The 15,393-nt window shown below is 49.7% G+C and carries 19 protein-coding genes; all 19 read left to right on the forward strand.

The annotated features are described in order from the left end of the window. The first annotated feature begins 163 nt into the window (after nucleotides 1-163). The 19 genes from B5F09_RS03325 to B5F09_RS03415 all read left to right on the forward strand — a co-directional run bounded on the left by B5F09_RS03325 (nucleotide 164) and on the right by B5F09_RS03415 (nucleotide 15,384). Nucleotides 164-775, forward strand: a complete 612-nt coding sequence (locus tag B5F09_RS03325; protein ID WP_087371555.1) for a TetR/AcrR family transcriptional regulator — start codon at nucleotides 164-166, stop codon at nucleotides 773-775. After that, entirely contained in the window at nucleotides 775-1,539 is a 765-nt protein-coding gene (locus tag B5F09_RS03330; protein ID WP_087371558.1) for an SDR family oxidoreductase, read from the forward strand. Before B5F09_RS03325 ends, B5F09_RS03330 begins: the two co-directional genes overlap by 1 nt. A gap of 233 nt (nucleotides 1,540-1,772) precedes the next feature. After that, nucleotides 1,773-2,522, forward strand: coding sequence for a MerR family transcriptional regulator (locus tag B5F09_RS03335; RefSeq protein WP_087371561.1), 750 nt, complete (start codon nucleotides 1,773-1,775; stop codon nucleotides 2,520-2,522). Nucleotides 2,523-2,593: 71 nt separating this feature from the next. Further along, nucleotides 2,594-3,322: an ABC transporter ATP-binding protein gene (locus B5F09_RS03340; protein ID WP_087371563.1), complete on the forward strand. Its 729-nt coding sequence runs from the start codon at nucleotides 2,594-2,596 to the stop codon at nucleotides 3,320-3,322. Continuing rightward, nucleotides 3,315-4,058: an ABC transporter permease gene (locus tag B5F09_RS03345; RefSeq protein WP_087371566.1), complete on the forward strand. Its 744-nt coding sequence runs from the start codon at nucleotides 3,315-3,317 to the stop codon at nucleotides 4,056-4,058. The genes B5F09_RS03340 and B5F09_RS03345 overlap by 8 nt, the downstream gene beginning before the upstream one ends. A gap of 202 nt (nucleotides 4,059-4,260) precedes the next feature. Then, nucleotides 4,261-4,926 (forward strand): response regulator transcription factor, encoded by a 666-nt coding sequence (locus B5F09_RS03350; protein ID WP_087231315.1) that lies wholly within the window; start codon nucleotides 4,261-4,263, stop codon nucleotides 4,924-4,926. Beyond that, nucleotides 4,923-6,038, forward strand: a complete 1,116-nt coding sequence (locus B5F09_RS03355) for a HAMP domain-containing sensor histidine kinase (protein WP_087371569.1) — start codon at nucleotides 4,923-4,925, stop codon at nucleotides 6,036-6,038. Before B5F09_RS03350 ends, B5F09_RS03355 begins: the two co-directional genes overlap by 4 nt. A 96-nt stretch (nucleotides 6,039-6,134) precedes the next feature. After that, nucleotides 6,135-7,499, forward strand: coding sequence for an ABC transporter permease (locus B5F09_RS03360; protein WP_087371572.1), 1,365 nt, complete (start codon nucleotides 6,135-6,137; stop codon nucleotides 7,497-7,499). A gap of 16 nt (nucleotides 7,500-7,515) precedes the next feature. Next, nucleotides 7,516-7,704, forward strand: coding sequence for a hypothetical protein (locus tag B5F09_RS03365; protein WP_022335342.1), 189 nt, complete (start codon nucleotides 7,516-7,518; stop codon nucleotides 7,702-7,704). Between the two features lie 11 nt (nucleotides 7,705-7,715). After that, nucleotides 7,716-8,363, forward strand: coding sequence for an ABC transporter ATP-binding protein (locus B5F09_RS03370; protein ID WP_022335343.1), 648 nt, complete (start codon nucleotides 7,716-7,718; stop codon nucleotides 8,361-8,363). A 250-nt stretch (nucleotides 8,364-8,613) separates the two neighbouring features. After that, nucleotides 8,614-9,039 carry an RNA polymerase sigma factor gene (locus tag B5F09_RS03375; protein WP_087371575.1) on the forward strand — a complete coding sequence of 142 codons (426 nt, stop codon included), beginning with the start codon at nucleotides 8,614-8,616 and terminating at the stop codon, nucleotides 9,037-9,039. Then, the gene (locus tag B5F09_RS15405; RefSeq protein ID WP_087371578.1) at nucleotides 9,014-9,256 is read left to right on the forward strand and encodes a helix-turn-helix domain-containing protein; all 243 of its coding nucleotides are present in this window, start codon (nucleotides 9,014-9,016) and stop codon (nucleotides 9,254-9,256) included. The genes B5F09_RS03375 and B5F09_RS15405 overlap by 26 nt, the downstream gene beginning before the upstream one ends. Continuing rightward, on the forward strand, nucleotides 9,253-10,065 hold the full coding sequence (locus B5F09_RS03385) for a DUF3825 domain-containing protein (RefSeq protein ID WP_087371581.1): 813 nt from the start codon (nucleotides 9,253-9,255) through the stop codon (nucleotides 10,063-10,065). Before B5F09_RS15405 ends, B5F09_RS03385 begins: the two co-directional genes overlap by 4 nt. Nucleotides 10,066-10,658: 593 nt before the next feature. Beyond that, nucleotides 10,659-11,045 (forward strand): sigma factor-like helix-turn-helix DNA-binding protein, encoded by a 387-nt coding sequence (locus B5F09_RS03390; RefSeq protein WP_204215205.1) that lies wholly within the window; start codon nucleotides 10,659-10,661, stop codon nucleotides 11,043-11,045. An 84-nt stretch (nucleotides 11,046-11,129) separates the two neighbouring features. Beyond that, the gene (locus B5F09_RS03395; protein WP_087371588.1) at nucleotides 11,130-11,330 is read left to right on the forward strand and encodes a hypothetical protein; all 201 of its coding nucleotides are present in this window, start codon (nucleotides 11,130-11,132) and stop codon (nucleotides 11,328-11,330) included. Beyond that, complete coding sequence (locus tag B5F09_RS03400; RefSeq protein WP_087371591.1) at nucleotides 11,323-11,673, forward strand: rRNA biogenesis protein rrp5; 351 nt, start codon at nucleotides 11,323-11,325, stop codon at nucleotides 11,671-11,673. Before B5F09_RS03395 ends, B5F09_RS03400 begins: the two co-directional genes overlap by 8 nt. Then, on the forward strand, nucleotides 11,673-12,791 hold the full coding sequence (locus B5F09_RS03405; RefSeq protein ID WP_087371593.1) for a DUF2800 domain-containing protein: 1,119 nt from the start codon (nucleotides 11,673-11,675) through the stop codon (nucleotides 12,789-12,791). Before B5F09_RS03400 ends, B5F09_RS03405 begins: the two co-directional genes overlap by 1 nt. Before the next feature lie 13 nt (nucleotides 12,792-12,804). Continuing rightward, the gene (locus B5F09_RS03410; RefSeq protein ID WP_087371597.1) at nucleotides 12,805-13,368 is read left to right on the forward strand and encodes a DUF2815 family protein; all 564 of its coding nucleotides are present in this window, start codon (nucleotides 12,805-12,807) and stop codon (nucleotides 13,366-13,368) included. Nucleotides 13,369-13,443: 75 nt separating this feature from the next. Beyond that, nucleotides 13,444-15,384, forward strand: coding sequence for a DNA polymerase (locus tag B5F09_RS03415; protein ID WP_204215207.1), 1,941 nt, complete (start codon nucleotides 13,444-13,446; stop codon nucleotides 15,382-15,384). Nucleotides 15,385-15,393: the final 9 nt, after the last annotated feature.

Here is a 15,393-nt window from a genome sequence, read left to right on the forward strand (position 1 = left end):
TGCCTTGTGTGAGTCACAGCTTACACACCACGGGTGGAAAATCAAGGCTTTTTTGCTTTCTCTTCAAACTATATTTTGATTATTTCCTTTCCGCCGCTCTTGACATTCTAACAGTTGTTAGGTATAATTTACCTAACAACTGTTAGATAAGGGAGGAGATTAGATGAACGACACAAAGCAACGCATATTAGATGTTTCTTTAGACTTGTTTTCTCGAAGTGGTTTTTCGGCGGTATCAATCAGAGACATTTGCGGACAGGTGCAAATCAAAGAAAGCTCTATCTACTATTACTTTAAAAATAAGCAGGCTATTTTTGACGAACTGCTTTGCTTGTTTGAGGAAAAAGCAAGAGATATGATGTCTCAATTAGATGCAGCACTTGCAGAGCAAACTTTTTCTGCAACGGAAAACTTCTATCAAACTGTGTGTGATACCTTTTTTAATAGATATTTAATGGATAACTTCTGTAACAAGGTAATACGTTTGATCTTAATAGAGCAATTCAGAAACAGCGCCGTTCAGAAAGTATATGACCGTTGGATGTTTACTGAACCGCTTTCTTTTCAAAGCAAGGTGTTTTCTGTTCTAATTCAGATGGGTGTTATCCAGGGTAAAGACAGCGACTATTTGGCGGTGAAGTATTATGCGCCAATCCAATTCTTTGCTCAAAGGTGGCTGTTTAGCGGAACACTGACCGAAGAGCGTAAAAGTGCTTTTCGCACAAGTGCTTATCAGTATATTCAAAGATTTTTCAACGAGATAGGGGTGGCATAATGGCAAATATTATCATTACAGGTGCAAATCAAGGAATCGGCTACTACTTTACAGAGCAGGCGCTCAAAGATGGAAACAGGGTTGCCGTATTGGATATAGAAACAGATCATTTGAAAGACTTAGCCCAAGTGTTTCCAAAGCAGCTTTTGTGCTGTAAAGCAGATGTGTGTGATGATATACAGATAGATACCGCTGTAAAAGAAATCGTTGCAGTCTTTTCCTCCATAGATATTGCAATCCATAATGCCTGCCTTTGTACCTTTGCTAATGAGAACGATACAGAACTTAATATGTATGAAAGAGTTTTCAATGTGAATTATTATGGCGGACTGCGTTTGGCTAAACGTGTTCTGCCATATATGCAGGAGCAAAAAAGGGGCAAAATTATTTTTACAAGCTCCGGAGTAGGAGTGACCGGCTTTATCGGAATATCGCCTTACGCTTCTACCAAAGGTGCTTTAGAATCGTTGGCGAAATGTCTAAATATTGAATATGCTTCTGACGGAATATCTTTTCATATTATCCACCCACCATTAACCCGAACAAAATCGGCTTCTCCTCTTCCAGTACCGAATGAATTCATGGCTGATCCTCAAAAAGTCGGATATGGCATTGCGAAACATATTTTTTCTAAGAGATTTATTATATGTCATAGTTTTGGTCAAAAACTTCAGACTCTTCTCTGTTATTTATGCCCGATTAAAATGGGAAAACTGATGTCGAAGATGGCTGCAAGATATATGAACAGTCAAAAGGACTTATAATTGCAGGCATAACTTATTTAGCACAAATTCAAGTTGGCAAACAGAAAACATAAATATATCTAATGTTTAAAGCAAGGCGGGCCTTCTACCTGCCAAAATGAGCTAATCTGCCTTGCTTGGATTGGCCCATTACAAAAGGCTTGCTTTTTCCTTCAAAATCCGCTACACTGTCAACCCTACACTTTAACACCAGACTTATAAAGTGTGGTATAACAGAATGGGAGGTGTATAGGATGAAGCAGTATAAAACCATCGACATTGCCAGACGGATTGGCATCCATGTGAATACCGTCCGGCTCTATGAAAAATGCGCTCTTATCCCTAAGCCGGAACGCTTACCAAATGGATACAGAGTGTTTACCGATCTTCATATAGAGCAATTTAAGCTGGCGCGTGCGGCACTTCGGGTAGAGGTACTTCAAAATGGACTCAGAAAGCAGGCGGTGAATATCATAAAGGTTTCTGCTGCCGGAAATTATGGAGAAGCTGCCGCATTGACCCGCCGCTATATCCAGCAAGTGGATCAGGAACGAAAAAATGCGGAGGAAGCAATTCAGATTACCCGGAAAATACTTGCTGGATTGGATGGAAAAGAACATACAGGTATTTACTTCACGCGAAAAGAAGCTGCGGATTTTCTCGGTGTTACCATAGACACGCTGCGGAACTGGGAATTGAATGGCCTGTTCACAATCAAGCGCAGAGAGAACGGTTATCGTGTCTATTCGGAGAAGGATATACAACGCTTGAAGATCATCCGTTCCCTTCGCTGCGCGAATTACTCGCTGGCAGCCATTTTACGGATGCTGCGGGCGATCAACGATGATCCCGCCGCAAATATCCGTACAGTCATTGATACGCCGAATGAGGATGACGATATTATTAAGGCGTGCGACAAGCTGCTTACCTCTCTGTCCGAGGCCCGGAAAAATGCGGTCTATGTGGCCGGACAAATTGAAAAAATGCAGAAAATGACAAAATAAAAGCCTACATTGACCCACCATACCACCGAACCATGCTAACCTTTATACATCAAAATAGGAGGTATAAAGGCATGGATGAAACCATCAAAGTAACCGGTTTGAGTAAATCTTACGCCGGAAACAAAGTAATCAGTAACATTGAGCTTTCGATTGGAACAGGTCAAGTGTTCGGCCTGCTCGGAGCGAATGGCGCGGGCAAAACTACCACGATAGAGTGTATCTTAGGCACTCGGAAGGCAGATGCGGGATCTGTTTCTATTTTAGGATTGAATCCTCGAAAAGACAGAAAACAACTCTTTGAGCAGGTTGGCGTGCAATTTCAGGAAGCCAGCTACTCGGACAAAATTAAAGTTTGGGAGCTGTGCGAAGAAACCGCCTGCCTTTACCGGAAAGCTGCAAATTACGAGGAGCTTTTGAGGCAATTTGGTCTGTGGGAAAAACGAGACGCTTTCGTAAATGAATTGTCCGGTGGGCAAAAACAGAGGCTATTCATCGTTTTAGCACTCCTGCCTGATCCGAGGGTCGTCTTTCTGGACGAGCTTACAACGGGCCTTGATACGAAAGCACGCAGGAGTGTTTGGAAAAGTCTGGACGCACTGAAACAAAAGGGTCTGACCATCTTTCTTTCCTCACATTTTATGGACGAGGTGGAAGTCCTGTGCGATACAATCGCCATTTTGAAGGACGGAAATTTCATTTTCACAGGAACCGTTCAGGAGGCAATTCACCAAAGCCCATATGATAATTTGGAAGAAGCCTATTTGTGGTTTACCGGAGAGGAGGAAACGGACGATGAATAAATATGTCACAATGCTGAAAACAGAAATCAAGCTGTCTTTTCGAGGTATGGATATGGTGATCTTCGCACTTTGCCTGCCGGTCGTGATGGTGGTACTGCTCGGCATCATTTATGGAAATCAGCCCGCTTTCGAGGGAGCAAGCTATTCCTTTTTGGAGCAATCCTTTGGAGCAATTTCCACGATTGCAATCTGCGCCGGTGGCGTTATGGGCCTCCCGTTGGTGATTTCTGACTATCGGCAGAAGAAAATACTGAAACGATATAAGGTAACGCCAACCAGCCCCATCCTGCTGCTAACAGTACAGGTTTCTATTTACGCCATTTACTCGCTGCTTTCTTTGATATTGGTCTATTTGGTAGGAAGTCTGTTCTTCGGCGTGCGGTTGCCCGGTTCCGTGGGAATCTTTCTGGCCTCTTATCTTCTGGTGATGCTTTCCACATTCAGCATTGGAATGATGGTGGGCGGAGTCGCTCCGAACATGAAGGTCGCGAGTATTGTTGCCAGCGTTTTGTATTTTCCCATGTTGATCTTCTCCGGGGCCACTCTCCCATACGAGGTGATGCCGACAGCATTGCAGAGGATTTCAGATATTCTACCGCTAACACAGGGGATCAAATTGCTGAAAGCGGCTTCTCTGGGATTACCGATAGAAGTTGCTTGGCTCCCTCTGGTTGTCATGGTGGCTCTGATTATTATCTGCGGAGGAATTGCGGTGAAATTCTTCAAGTGGGAATAAAGAAGTAATAATACAAAAGAACTTTTTATTACAGCAAGGCGGGCCAATTACCTGCCAAAATGGGCCAGTCTGCCTTGTGCGGATTGGCCTCATTATGAAAGGCTTGCTTTTTCATAAAAGTCCAGTACACTGTCAATCTGACACAAAGCATTTCATACTCTTTCCATATTGCTTTGGTATGATGGAGCGAGGAGGTGTAAAAATGGCTGTTTTATTGATTGTGGAAGACGATACCGCCACCAACGAGGCAATCTGCGAATACATGAGCTCCGCAGGACATACCACCTTGTCTGCCTTCGATGGAGAGCAGGGCTTGCAGATCGCAAGGGAAAAATCCATTGATTTAGTGGTTCTGGACATTATGCTCCCGAAACGAACCGGTTTGGAGGTATTAAAAGAACTGCGTCAAACGAGCGGCATCCCCGTCTTAATGCTTACCGCCCTTGACGATGAGCCTACTCAGGCGGCCAGCTTTGATGAACAGGCGGACGACTATATCACAAAACCCTTTTCCATGCTTTTGCTGGGGAAACGGGTGACGGCTCTGCTGCGGCGGTGTGGGAAAAGCCCGGAACTGAGCCAAATCCAGATAGGCGATATTACGGTGGATTTTGGCGGCTACACCGCTTCCGGGCCGGGCGGCCCTATTGACCTGACACCAAAGGAGATCGACCTGCTGAAATTGCTGATAGAGCATAAAGGTCTAGTTCTTACACGGTCGCAGATCTTGGACGAGTTGTGGGGATATGATTACCCCATCATCGACCGAACTATTGATACCTACATCAAAAATTTACGGAAAAAGCTGAGTCTTGACCGGATTGTAACGGTAAAAGGCGTTGGCTACAAGTATGAGGAACACCCATGAGAAACTTAAAGCTCTTTACTAAAATCTTCTTATACACCTTTGGGGTGATGCTATTTGTCACTGTGATGGCCCATGTCTTTCTCTACGTGCTTGCGCCGCAAATGACCGTAAGCACCAACCGTTTTGTGGAAGGGGCCATTATTGAGAGTGATGTGAATACTGGTATTTTGATAAAATCCGCTATCGGAAAAGCACTGCCGGTATCCCTGCTTTGCTGCGCCATCATTTCCGCCGGGTGTTCCCTGTTGTTTTCCAGAGCCATGACGAGGCCAATCAAGCAGATTGCGGAAACAACGGAAAAGATGGAAAAACTGGATAAGGCTGCAACCTGCGTGGTGCATACGAAGGACGAGATTGGCGAATTGGCCGCCCGCGTAAATAAGCTGTATGCCAGCCTGCTTTCCACCATTGAAAAGCTGGAAGAAGAAAAGCAAAACGTCCGTGAGGCGGAACGGTCAAAAATTGATTTCCTGCGGGCCGCCTCCCATGAACTGAAAACACCGGTGACTGCTCTTAACGCGATTTTGGAAAACATGATCTTAGGCATTGGAAAATACAAAGACCGGGATCGCTGTCTGTTGGAATGTAAGGAGATTACCGGGCAGCTCTCCTCTATGATTAAAGAAATTTTGGATACCTCCCGGCTGGATTTTACACAGGAGAAACAGGACGCCCAAACCTTTGACCTGTCGGAGCGCCTTCCGGCGATCTGCGAGCCTTATCAGTTGATTGCGAAGGCAAAAGAAATCGACTTTACTTTCAGCATACAGGGAAAGTGCCCTGTCCATACGTCGAAGAAAAGCCTTGAAAAAATCCTGTCCAATCTGCTCTCCAACGCGGTTGCTTACACAAAGCCGGGATGCAAGATCACCGTTATATTGAACGCCCAGCAGATAAAAATAGAAAACGAGTGTATGCCCATCCCGCCGGATAAGCTGGCCCATATATTTGAGCCGTTCTACCGCCCGGATTTTGCCAGAGGCAGAAAAGATGGAGGGAATGGGCTGGGGTTATATATTGTAGATACGCTTTCAAAGGCCCTTGGGCTGCCCTATCAATTTGAGGCGACCAAAAACCCGCCGGGAATGTGCTTTACCCTTTATCTCTCATAAAGCGATTGCTTTTTATCCGTTTCATACTGGTTCCATATTGGGGTGCTATGCTGTCAGCGTTGCAACACTTATCCCATATGAAACGGAGGTCATTCTATGAACTTTATGAATCGAGCGTGGCTGTACATCGTCCGCAAGAGGGGCAAGAGTATCCTTCTTTTTGTCATCTTGCTGGTGATGGCAACCTTTGTACTGACCGCCCTGGCGCTGGGGAACGCTTCTAAAGCTGCCCAGCAGGAGCTGCGGCAAAGTCTTGGCGGGAGTTTTCTCATTGGCTTTGACTACACGGAAAACAACCCCTATTTGAAGGTGGAAAGCGTGGATGGCGGAACGCTGATTTATTCCACTCAGCAAATCCGCCCGGAGCTGGTAGAGCAAATCCGGGAAATTGAGGGGATCAAGGAATGCAGCGCAACCGTGGAGGGGCTGGCGGCGTTCCCCTCTCTGGAACTGTTTACCGGCAATATCCCCATTGAGGAAGAATTTCGCGCATCCTCAAAAATTTTAAGCGCATGGAAAAGCGAGGAGCTTACTCGTTTTACTTCCGGGCAGCTTACGCTGACAGAAGGGCGGCATATCCTGCCGGACGACAAAAACAAGGGGCTTATCAGCAAGGATCTGGCTGAAAAAAACGGCCTGAAAATTGGCGATAAAATCCAAACGGACAAAGGCGTGGAGATTGAAATTGTGGGCCTGTTTTCTCCAAAAGAAATCGAAGGTATCAACGATCAGGTAACAACCTACGATAAAATACAAAATCTCATTATCACTGATCTCGCCACTTTAGTGGCTTATGAAAACGGCCCTGCAATCCAAGGATTTAATGAGCTGACCGTATCAGTAGACGATCCGCAGAACATGGAGGAAATTATTTCTAAAGTAAAGGGTATCTCCGGTGTGGACTGGAAGGGATTCTCTTTTCTGCTTGACAACGAGGACTATGAGAACGCCGCGTCCTCCTTAGAACAATTATCGGAGCTGGTAGCCACTATTTTGATTGTCGCGCTGATTGTAAGCATTGCCATCCTTTCGCTCATTCTTACCATGTGGGCCAGAACCCGAATCCACGAAACCGGCGTGCTGCTCTCTGTTGGGATCAGCAAGCTGTCGATTTTAGGACAGTATATTGCCGAGGTTTTACTCATAGCAGTGCTGGCGTTTTCCCTTTCTTATTTCTCTGCCAGCGCCATTGCAGGCCAGATGGGAAACGTCCTGCAATCCGGGCAGGCGGTAACAGAGGTGCAGCAGGAAAACGGCTTATCTGCCGGAAGCCGTGGCGAAGCCGGAACAGACGCAGAAGATCAGAAAATAGAACCCCCTAAATTGCAGGTTCGCGTACAGTTTGAGGAAATGGGGCTCCTATTCCTGCTTGGGATCGGAATTGTAACGGTATCCGCTGGAATTTCCTCGATTTCCGTCATGCGGCTGAAACCGCGAGAGATTTTATCAAAAATGAGCTGAGAAAGGCGGTAACGATATGAAAAAAGTATGGAAATTGTTTCCTATATTCTTTCTTCTGGTACTGTTGTTCACTGGGTGTACCCCGAAGGAGAACAAAGGGGACGAAACGCAGGAGCAGTCTGGTGCGCCCATGATAGATTATGAGGTGCCGGATAAAGTAAAGGACTATGACTTCAACTATGAATTTGTACCGGAAGGTGAATAGGAGGTAGCTATATGGGAACTTTGGAATTACAAAACTTGACCTATTCTTATGATAAAAAGAAAAAGGTACTCAGAGGAATTGACGCGCGGATGGAGGCTGGAAAGATGTATGCCATTCTCGGCCCCTCCGGCTGTGGCAAGACAACGCTCCTTTCCCTGTTGGGCGGTCTGGACAGTCCCACAAGCGGGGCTATCCTGTTTGAAGGGAAGGATGTTGCACAGACCGGATTAGCAGGACACCGGAAAAAGAATGTTTCGTTTATCTTTCAGAGCTACAACCTGATTGATTATATGACTCCGCAGGAGAATGTCCGGCTGATTTCCAAAAAACCAGCATTTCCGTTTCTGGAACGGCTGGGGTTGACGAAGGAAGAAACAAGACGAAACGTGTTGAAGCTTTCCGGCGGTCAGCAGCAACGTGTAGCCATTGCGCGGGCACTGGCCAGCGAGGCTCCAGTGATTTTGGCGGACGAGCCTACTGGCAATCTGGACGAAGAAACCGCTCAGGATATTACAGAAATCCTGAAAGAAAGCGCACATCAGATGAATAAATGCGTGGTAGTAGTCACCCACTCAAACGAGCTGGCAAAACAGGCGGATGTGGTGTTCCGGCTGAAAAAAGGCGAACTACATATAGAGCAAAGCGGGAAATCTTCATAAATTATTTTTTAAGGCAAGACTACTACTTGCCAAAACGGGCCAGTCTGCCTTGTGCGGATTGGCCCATTTTGTTTAAGGAGGAAAAATATATGTGCAGCTCCTAACCAGCATTTAGATAGACTCACCCATTCAAAAATTTTTCTCAAAATATTTTTCAAAATCTTTCCGGTTTTCACCCCTGAGATGTGTTCTGGTTATGTGAGGAGGCGAAAAACAACCAGCTCAAATCTGCAGGAAGGAGGGATGCGGCATGAAGTCTCCCTCTGACTATGAAAAACGGATTGTTGCCATGGTGGATTCCTTTACCAAGACAGTAGCCCGGAATTTCAGCAGAAATCTCAAACGGGCAAAGGCAAACCGGGAGAAGCATTTTTCCGATGAACCGGTAGACTATCTTCTTGAACTTTTAAGCCACGACGACAGGTATCCGTCCGACCATTTTGTGCTTTATGCGGACGAGTTATCCTGCGTGGTCTATAGCGAAACTTTATATAAAGCACTCTGTTCCCTTCCGGAAAAGCAGCGGAAAGTCTTACTGTTTGACTTCTGGTACGCTTGGACAGATGGGGAAATTGCAGCCAGAATGGAGGTGACAACCCGCACTGTCTACAACCTGAGACAGCGCGCATTTAAGGCAATCAAAACTTTCTATGAGCAAGGAAGCTCAGAGCCATGAATTAACCTATGACCTAATCAAGCGAGCGGTTCACGGCGACCAGGAGGCAATCGAGGCATATCTCCTGCACTATGACGCTTATATCAATTCTCTGGTGATGTATGACGAAGTCGGCCCAGACGGCCAGCTACATTCCTACATCGACGAGGACATGAAGATACAAGTGCAGATGAAGCTCGTGGACGCATTACAGAACAAATGGAGGAAACTGATATGATTCTCATGCCAGACCTGTTTTCCTTCGCCTACGTCCCGAACTGGTACTCCCAGCTTGATATGCTGGCGGAGATGGCCCTGCCGGAACCGTGGCGATTCAAAAACCCTATATACTTAACGAAAAATCCAGATACTCCGATTTTGGAGCGATATATTCACGCGATCTTTAAGAAACAGCTTATTGATTACAAGGACGAAAGAAACCCCAGCAGCGCGGCAGATTACTTCCACATTGAGAATGAATTTTGCTGCTTCCATACGGGCCTCTACACCCGGCGGTATAAGGCTATATATGCCTGCTTTGACCGGAATAAAAAGAAGGACTCCCTGCTGGAATGGTATTTCAGGGGCTTTGCGGACGAGCTGTCGCCAATGCTCCGGCACATATCCCCGCTGCCGAAGAAGCCCAGCTACTATATGACGCAATATGGCGTCAATTACAACCCGGAATGGCCGATCCGCGTCAACGTGGATCATATCCTCGGCGACGAGGAGAACCTTTCCCGTATCCCGGCAGAAATCCGCGAAGCGCAAAACCTGCCCCTGCTTTTAGAAACGGCAGTTGAGTTGGCGCGGCGGAAGGCTGTGGTGGAACCGAGCATTGTGGTTCCGCAGGGGTATCAGGGCCGGGTGCAATACTTGCTGCCGATCTGCCTGACCGATATGGAGCAGCCAGACCTTGCCATGACCCTCACGATCATGGACGGGTATTACTTGGGGAACACCTGCCTCACCTTAGAAATGGCGTACCTCAACGCGCGGCTTCTTTCCAGACCGGTGGCGCATTGGCTCACGGACATTGTGGAATAGCTGCGCACAGATCGCAGGCTCGCTCCCCGGTAGCCGGATCGGCTCTGGCGGAAAGGAGTGACCGGTTTGCGTCAAAGCAAGAAGGAGGTTGAACAGGATGACATAAGAGACAAAATGCGTCCGGTATACTGCCCGAAATGCGGGTGGAAACTGCTGGACGCGGTAAAGGGTACAAAGACATTGATTAAGATCCCCCACAAGGGCCGGTATCCCGATTTATATGTGAAGTGCGGGCACTGCGGCGCGGAGGTTGGGATCATCAAAACTGAATAGCTACCACCGAATGTTCCGGGCTGGTTCCGGGACTTACCGGATAGCTGCGGCAATACGACAGCCCCCATAAGGAATGTATATGACGGGCGGGCAACGGACAGCGAAGCCGGGAAACCGGTGCGGCGTTTGTCTGAGCATGATGCACGAAGGGGTGATTTCATTCCATCATCTGTGGTTGCCCCTTCATCACGCTGTCTTGAAAGAAAGACAGATGGGATATTGAGCCTGGCAAGCGGCACTTTTGTGCTGCTTGTCAGGCTCTTTTTTTCGTTTTAGCGGCAAAGGTGCCGCCTGCCGGGCTCCGAAAGGAGAACGGCAAATTGAAAATCAATTACACATTTGCAAATGGTGAGACCTCAGATGTAGAGGTCAATGAGGAAATCGGAAACTTGATTCTGGATTCCAGGCGGGAGGAAAGCAATCAGGATCGGAAAGAGCGGTACCATTGCTATTCCCTGGATGCGGCGGAATATGAAGGCGCGGATTATGCGGACGGCAGTACGCCGGAGACAGAACTTTTCCGGCAGCTTGAAAACCAGCGGATCAAAGAGGCGTTTGGGCAGCTCTCGGAGGTACAGCGGCGCAGGCTGCTGATGCTGGCCGAAGGGGTATCCCTCCGGGAGATTGCCCGCCGGGAGGGCAAGGACATTAAGACTATACGGGAATCCATCGAGGGAGCCAGGAAAAAGTTTTTGAAATTTTTCTGAGACATCCCCCCTCAAACCGTGCTTCAAATCTCCGTATGTTGAAGGACATCCCGATACCGTCCTTCAGAAAGCAGAGGTGATGAGATGAAACACACATTGCAGATCCGTGTTTCAAAAAAGCCCGTGAACAGCGGCGCGGTCAGTGTGCGGAATGTCTCCGTGCGTGAGCGGTTCATGCGTTTCCTGCTGGGGGACAAGGTCAGGCTGACGGTCATCGTTCCAGGCAGCACGGTGGAGGAACTGTCCATCCGGGAGGTTGCGGAAGGAGGGCTGGCGCATGAGTAAGATGAAACTTCTTCTGGACGTGGTATCCGATCTCCGTTCCCTGGCAGACAGTTTGCAGGCGGTGGCGGACGCTGTCGCACAGGGCGGACAGGAGCAGCCGGACCAAACCACGGAGGAAAAGCCGACTCAGAAACCGGAAAAGAAAAATGTTGCAAAGCAAGTGGAGAAGGCAGAGCCAAAGCCGCTGACGCTGGAACAGGTGCGGGCGGCTCTGGCGGAGAAGTCCCGTGCCGGACACACATCGGAAGTAAAGGCGCTCCTGATCAAGCACGGTGCGGATAAGCTGTCGGACATTGACCCGGCGGAGTATCCGGCGCTCTTTGCGGAAGCGGAGGTGCTGTGATGGGAAAACACGCATTGCTTTCCGCTTCCTCCAGCCACCGGTGGCTGAACTGCCCGCCTTCCGCAAGGCTTTGCGAGAAGTATGAGGATACGGGCAGCGAATACGCCCAGGAAGGGACGGACGCCCACAGCCTGTGTGAATACAAGCTGAAACAGGCGCTTGGCATGGATGCCGCAGACCCAACGGAGAACCTTTCCTTCTACAACGAGGAAATGGAACAGTGCGCTTTGGACTATGCCGCCTATGTGCTGGAACTGGTAGAAGAAGCAAAGAAAACCTGCAAGGACCCGGTAGTGCTGATCGAGCAGCGGCTGGACTTTTCCCGTTTCGTCAAAGACGGATTCGGAACCGGCGACTGCGTCATCATTGCAGACGGGACCCTGGACATCGTGGATTATAAGCACGGGAAAGGCGTGGAGGTGTCCGCCGTAGAAAATCCTCAGATGATGCTGTATGCCCTGGGCGCTCTGGAACTGTTTGACGGCATCTATGACATTGATACCGTCCGCATGAGCATCTTCCAGCCACGCCGGGATAACGTGAGTGTCTGTGTCATGGCAAAGGATGACCTTTTGCAGTGGGCCTGCAATGACCTGACCTATAAGGCGAAACTGGCCTATGAGGGCGGCGGGGAGTTTGCCTGCGGGGACTGGTGCCGGTTCTGCAAGGCGAAGGCGGTCTGCCGGAAACGGGCGGAGTACAACCTGGAACTGGCGAAATATGATTTTGAGATGCCCGATATCCTGGAAGATGCGGAGATCGCCGCCATCCTGGACAAGGTGGATGAACTGGCTGTCTGGGCTGCGGATGTGAAGGAATACGCACTCCGGCAGGCACTCAGCGGGACGGAGTATCCTGGCTATAAAGTGGTGGAGGGACGTTCCAACCGCCGGTACATCAGCGAGGAGGCAGTGGCCGACGCCGTTTCTCAGGCGGGGTACGACCCCTACGCCAAAAAGGTGCTGGGCCTTACGGAGATGCAGAAGTTCCTGGGCAAAAAGAAGTTTGATGAGCTGCTGGGCGGCCTGATTGAAAAGCCCCAGGGCAAGCCCGTCCTTGTGCCATTGTCTGATAAGCGACAGCCTATGAATACGGCACAGAATGATTTTAAAGATTGAGGAGGAAACCAGAATGTCAAATAAAGTCAAGAACCCGATGAAAGTGATCACCGGCCCCAATACCAGATGGAGCTATTGCAACGTGTGGCAGCCCAAGTCCATCAACGGCGGCACGCCCAAGTACAGCGTCAGCCTGATCATCCCCAAGTCGGACACGGTCACCATCAACAAGATCAAAGCGGCTATCGAAGCTGCCTACAAAGAAGGCGAGGCCAAGCTGAAGGGCAACGGCCGGAGCGTCCCCGCACTTTCCGTCTTAAAGACGCCGCTCCGTGACGGGGATGCGGAACGCTCGGACGATGAAGCCTACGCAAACGCCTATTTCGTCAACGCCAACAGCGCCACGGCTCCGGGCATTGTGGATGCGGATCGCCAGCCAATCCTGGACACTTCCGAGGTTTACAGCGGTGTATACGGCAGGGCGAGCATCAACTTTTATGCGTTCAATTCCAATGGCAATAAGGGGATTGCCTGTGGCCTGAACAACCTGCAGAAGATCCGTGACGGTGAGCCGCTGGGCGGCAAGTCCCGCCCGGAGGATGACTTCGCGGATGAGGACGAGGATTTCCTCTCCTGACACAGAAAACCGCTGGAACCGGGTGGCGGGGGATTCCCCCTGCCGCCCTTAAGGCATTGAAGGGAGATGATAAACTTGAAATCTATATCATGGGATTTGGAAACGTACAGCAGTGTGGATCTTACGAAATGTGGGGTGTACCGATACTGCGAGAGCGAAGATTTTGAAATCCTGCTTGCCGCATATTCCATCGATGGCGGGGCGGTACAGGTGACCGACCTTGCCTGTGGAGAGAAACTCCCGCAAGAGATTCTGGATGCGCTGGAAGATGAAACTGTAGAGAAGTGGTCATTCAACTCGCAGTTTGAACGGATTTGTCTCTCACGGCTCCTCGGCTATCCGGCCGGTGACTATCTTGCTCCGGCATCTTGGCGCTGCTCTATGGTGTGGGCCTCAACACTGGGCCTTCCCCGTTCCCTGGAAAGCGTGGGCGCAGTGCTGGGGCTGGAGAAGCAGAAGCTGACGGAAGGCAAAGACCTAATTCGCTATTTCTGCGTCCCCTGCAGACCGACGAAAGCCAATGGCGGCAGGACGCGGAACCTGGCGGAACACGACCCGGAGAAATGGGAGCGGTTCAAGGCATATAACCTGCGGGATGTGGAGACGGAAATGCAGATCCAGGAGAGGCTCTCCAGATTTCCCGTGCCGGATTTTATCTGGGAGGAATACCAGCTCGATCAGGAGATCAATGACCGGGGAATCGGCGTGGACATGGAACTGGTCCGGCAGGCTATTGCCATGGATGCCCGCTCCCGTGAATGGCTGACCGCCTCCATGCAGGAGCTGACGGAACTGGAAAACCCGAATTCTGTACAGCAGATGAAACAGTGGCTGGCAGACCACGGACTGGAAACAGACACCCTGGGAAAGACAGCGGTGGCGGAGCTGGTTAAGACAGCGCCGGAGCCGCTGAGGGAGGTTCTCTCGCTTAGGCAGCAGCTCGCCAAGAATAGCGTGAAGAAATATACGGCGATGGAGAATGCAGTCTGCGCAGACAGCCGGGCGCATGGAATGTTCGTTTTTTACGGGGCGAACCGCACCGGCCGGTTCTCCGGGCGGCTGATCCAGTTGCAAAATCTGTATAAGAATACCATGCCAGATTTGGCACAGGCGCGGGCTTTGGTGCGGAGCGGTAATTATGAAGCACTTTCCATGCTCTATGAAGATATCCCGGATACCCTCTCCCAGCTTATCCGCACGGCATTTGTGCCGCAGGATGGCAGGAAACTCATTGTGGCAGATTTTTCCGCCATCGAAGCGAGAGTGCTGGCTTGGCTGGCCGGAGAGAAATGGGTATTGGAGGTTTTTGAAAAAGGCGGAGACATTTACTGTGAGACTGCTGCCCGTATGTTCCACTGCCGGGTGGAAAAGCATGGGGAGAACGCAGAGCTGCGCCAGAAAGGAAAACAGGCGACTCTGTCCTGCGGGTATGGTGGCAGCGTCGGTGCGCTGAAGGCAATGGGTGCGTTGGAGGCCGGAATGACGGAGGAGGAACTTCAACCGCTGGTGGATAGCTGGAGAGCGGCAAATCCCAATATCGTCCGTTTCTGGTGGGATGTGGATCGGGCTGTGAAAGAATGCGTCAAAATGAGAATCCCCACGGAGACACACGGCCTCCGCTTTGATTACCGGAGCGCCATGCTCTTTATCACCCTTCCTTCCGGCCGGCGGCTCGCCTATGTGAAACCGAGGATTGGCGAGAACCAGTTCGGTGGGGAGTCGGTGACTTACATGGGCGTGGGCGGAACAAAGAAGTGGGAACGGCTGGAGAGTTATGGCCCCAAGTTTGTGGAGAATATCGTCCAGGGTACCGCCCGCGATATTCTCTGCAATGCCATGCAGACTTTAAAAAACTGCTCCATTGTTGCCCATGTGCATGACGAGATTATCATTGAGGCTGACCGGAGAATGTCGGTTACGGCGGTTTGCGAACAGATGGGCAGGACGCCGCCCTGGGCGAAAGGGTTGAAGCTGCGGGCAGACGGATACGAATGCGAGTTTTATCAGAAGGATTAGAAGGAGGTG

The organism is Erysipelatoclostridium sp. An173 (assembly GCF_002160495.1).
Classification (GTDB): domain Bacteria; phylum Bacillota_I; class Bacilli_A; order Erysipelotrichales; family Coprobacillaceae; genus Thomasclavelia; species Thomasclavelia merdavium.

Coding starts and splice junctions, on each gene's coding strand:
- B5F09_RS03345 (WP_087371566.1), top strand. CDS start 3,315: ATGAATAAATATGTCACAATGCTGAAAACAGAAATCAAGCTGTCTTTT.
- B5F09_RS03365 (WP_022335342.1), top strand. CDS start 7,516: ATGAAAAAAGTATGGAAATTGTTTCCTATATTCTTTCTTCTGGTACTG.
- B5F09_RS03340 (WP_087371563.1), top strand. CDS start 2,594: ATGGATGAAACCATCAAAGTAACCGGTTTGAGTAAATCTTACGCCGGA.
- B5F09_RS03330 (WP_087371558.1), top strand. CDS start 775: ATGGCAAATATTATCATTACAGGTGCAAATCAAGGAATCGGCTACTAC.
- B5F09_RS03400 (WP_087371591.1), top strand. CDS start 11,323: ATGAGTAAGATGAAACTTCTTCTGGACGTGGTATCCGATCTCCGTTCC.
- B5F09_RS03410 (WP_087371597.1), top strand. CDS start 12,805: ATGTCAAATAAAGTCAAGAACCCGATGAAAGTGATCACCGGCCCCAAT.
- B5F09_RS03325 (WP_087371555.1), top strand. CDS start 164: ATGAACGACACAAAGCAACGCATATTAGATGTTTCTTTAGACTTGTTT.
- B5F09_RS15405 (WP_087371578.1), top strand. CDS start 9,014: ATGAGCAAGGAAGCTCAGAGCCATGAATTAACCTATGACCTAATCAAG.
- B5F09_RS03385 (WP_087371581.1), top strand. CDS start 9,253: ATGATTCTCATGCCAGACCTGTTTTCCTTCGCCTACGTCCCGAACTGG.
- B5F09_RS03350 (WP_087231315.1), top strand. CDS start 4,261: ATGGCTGTTTTATTGATTGTGGAAGACGATACCGCCACCAACGAGGCA.
- B5F09_RS03360 (WP_087371572.1), top strand. CDS start 6,135: ATGAACTTTATGAATCGAGCGTGGCTGTACATCGTCCGCAAGAGGGGC.
- B5F09_RS03375 (WP_087371575.1), top strand. CDS start 8,614: ATGAAGTCTCCCTCTGACTATGAAAAACGGATTGTTGCCATGGTGGAT.
- B5F09_RS03405 (WP_087371593.1), top strand. CDS start 11,673: ATGGGAAAACACGCATTGCTTTCCGCTTCCTCCAGCCACCGGTGGCTG.
- B5F09_RS03370 (WP_022335343.1), top strand. CDS start 7,716: ATGGGAACTTTGGAATTACAAAACTTGACCTATTCTTATGATAAAAAG.
- B5F09_RS03335 (WP_087371561.1), top strand. CDS start 1,773: ATGAAGCAGTATAAAACCATCGACATTGCCAGACGGATTGGCATCCAT.
- B5F09_RS03395 (WP_087371588.1), top strand. CDS start 11,130: ATGAAACACACATTGCAGATCCGTGTTTCAAAAAAGCCCGTGAACAGC.
- B5F09_RS03355 (WP_087371569.1), top strand. CDS start 4,923: ATGAGAAACTTAAAGCTCTTTACTAAAATCTTCTTATACACCTTTGGG.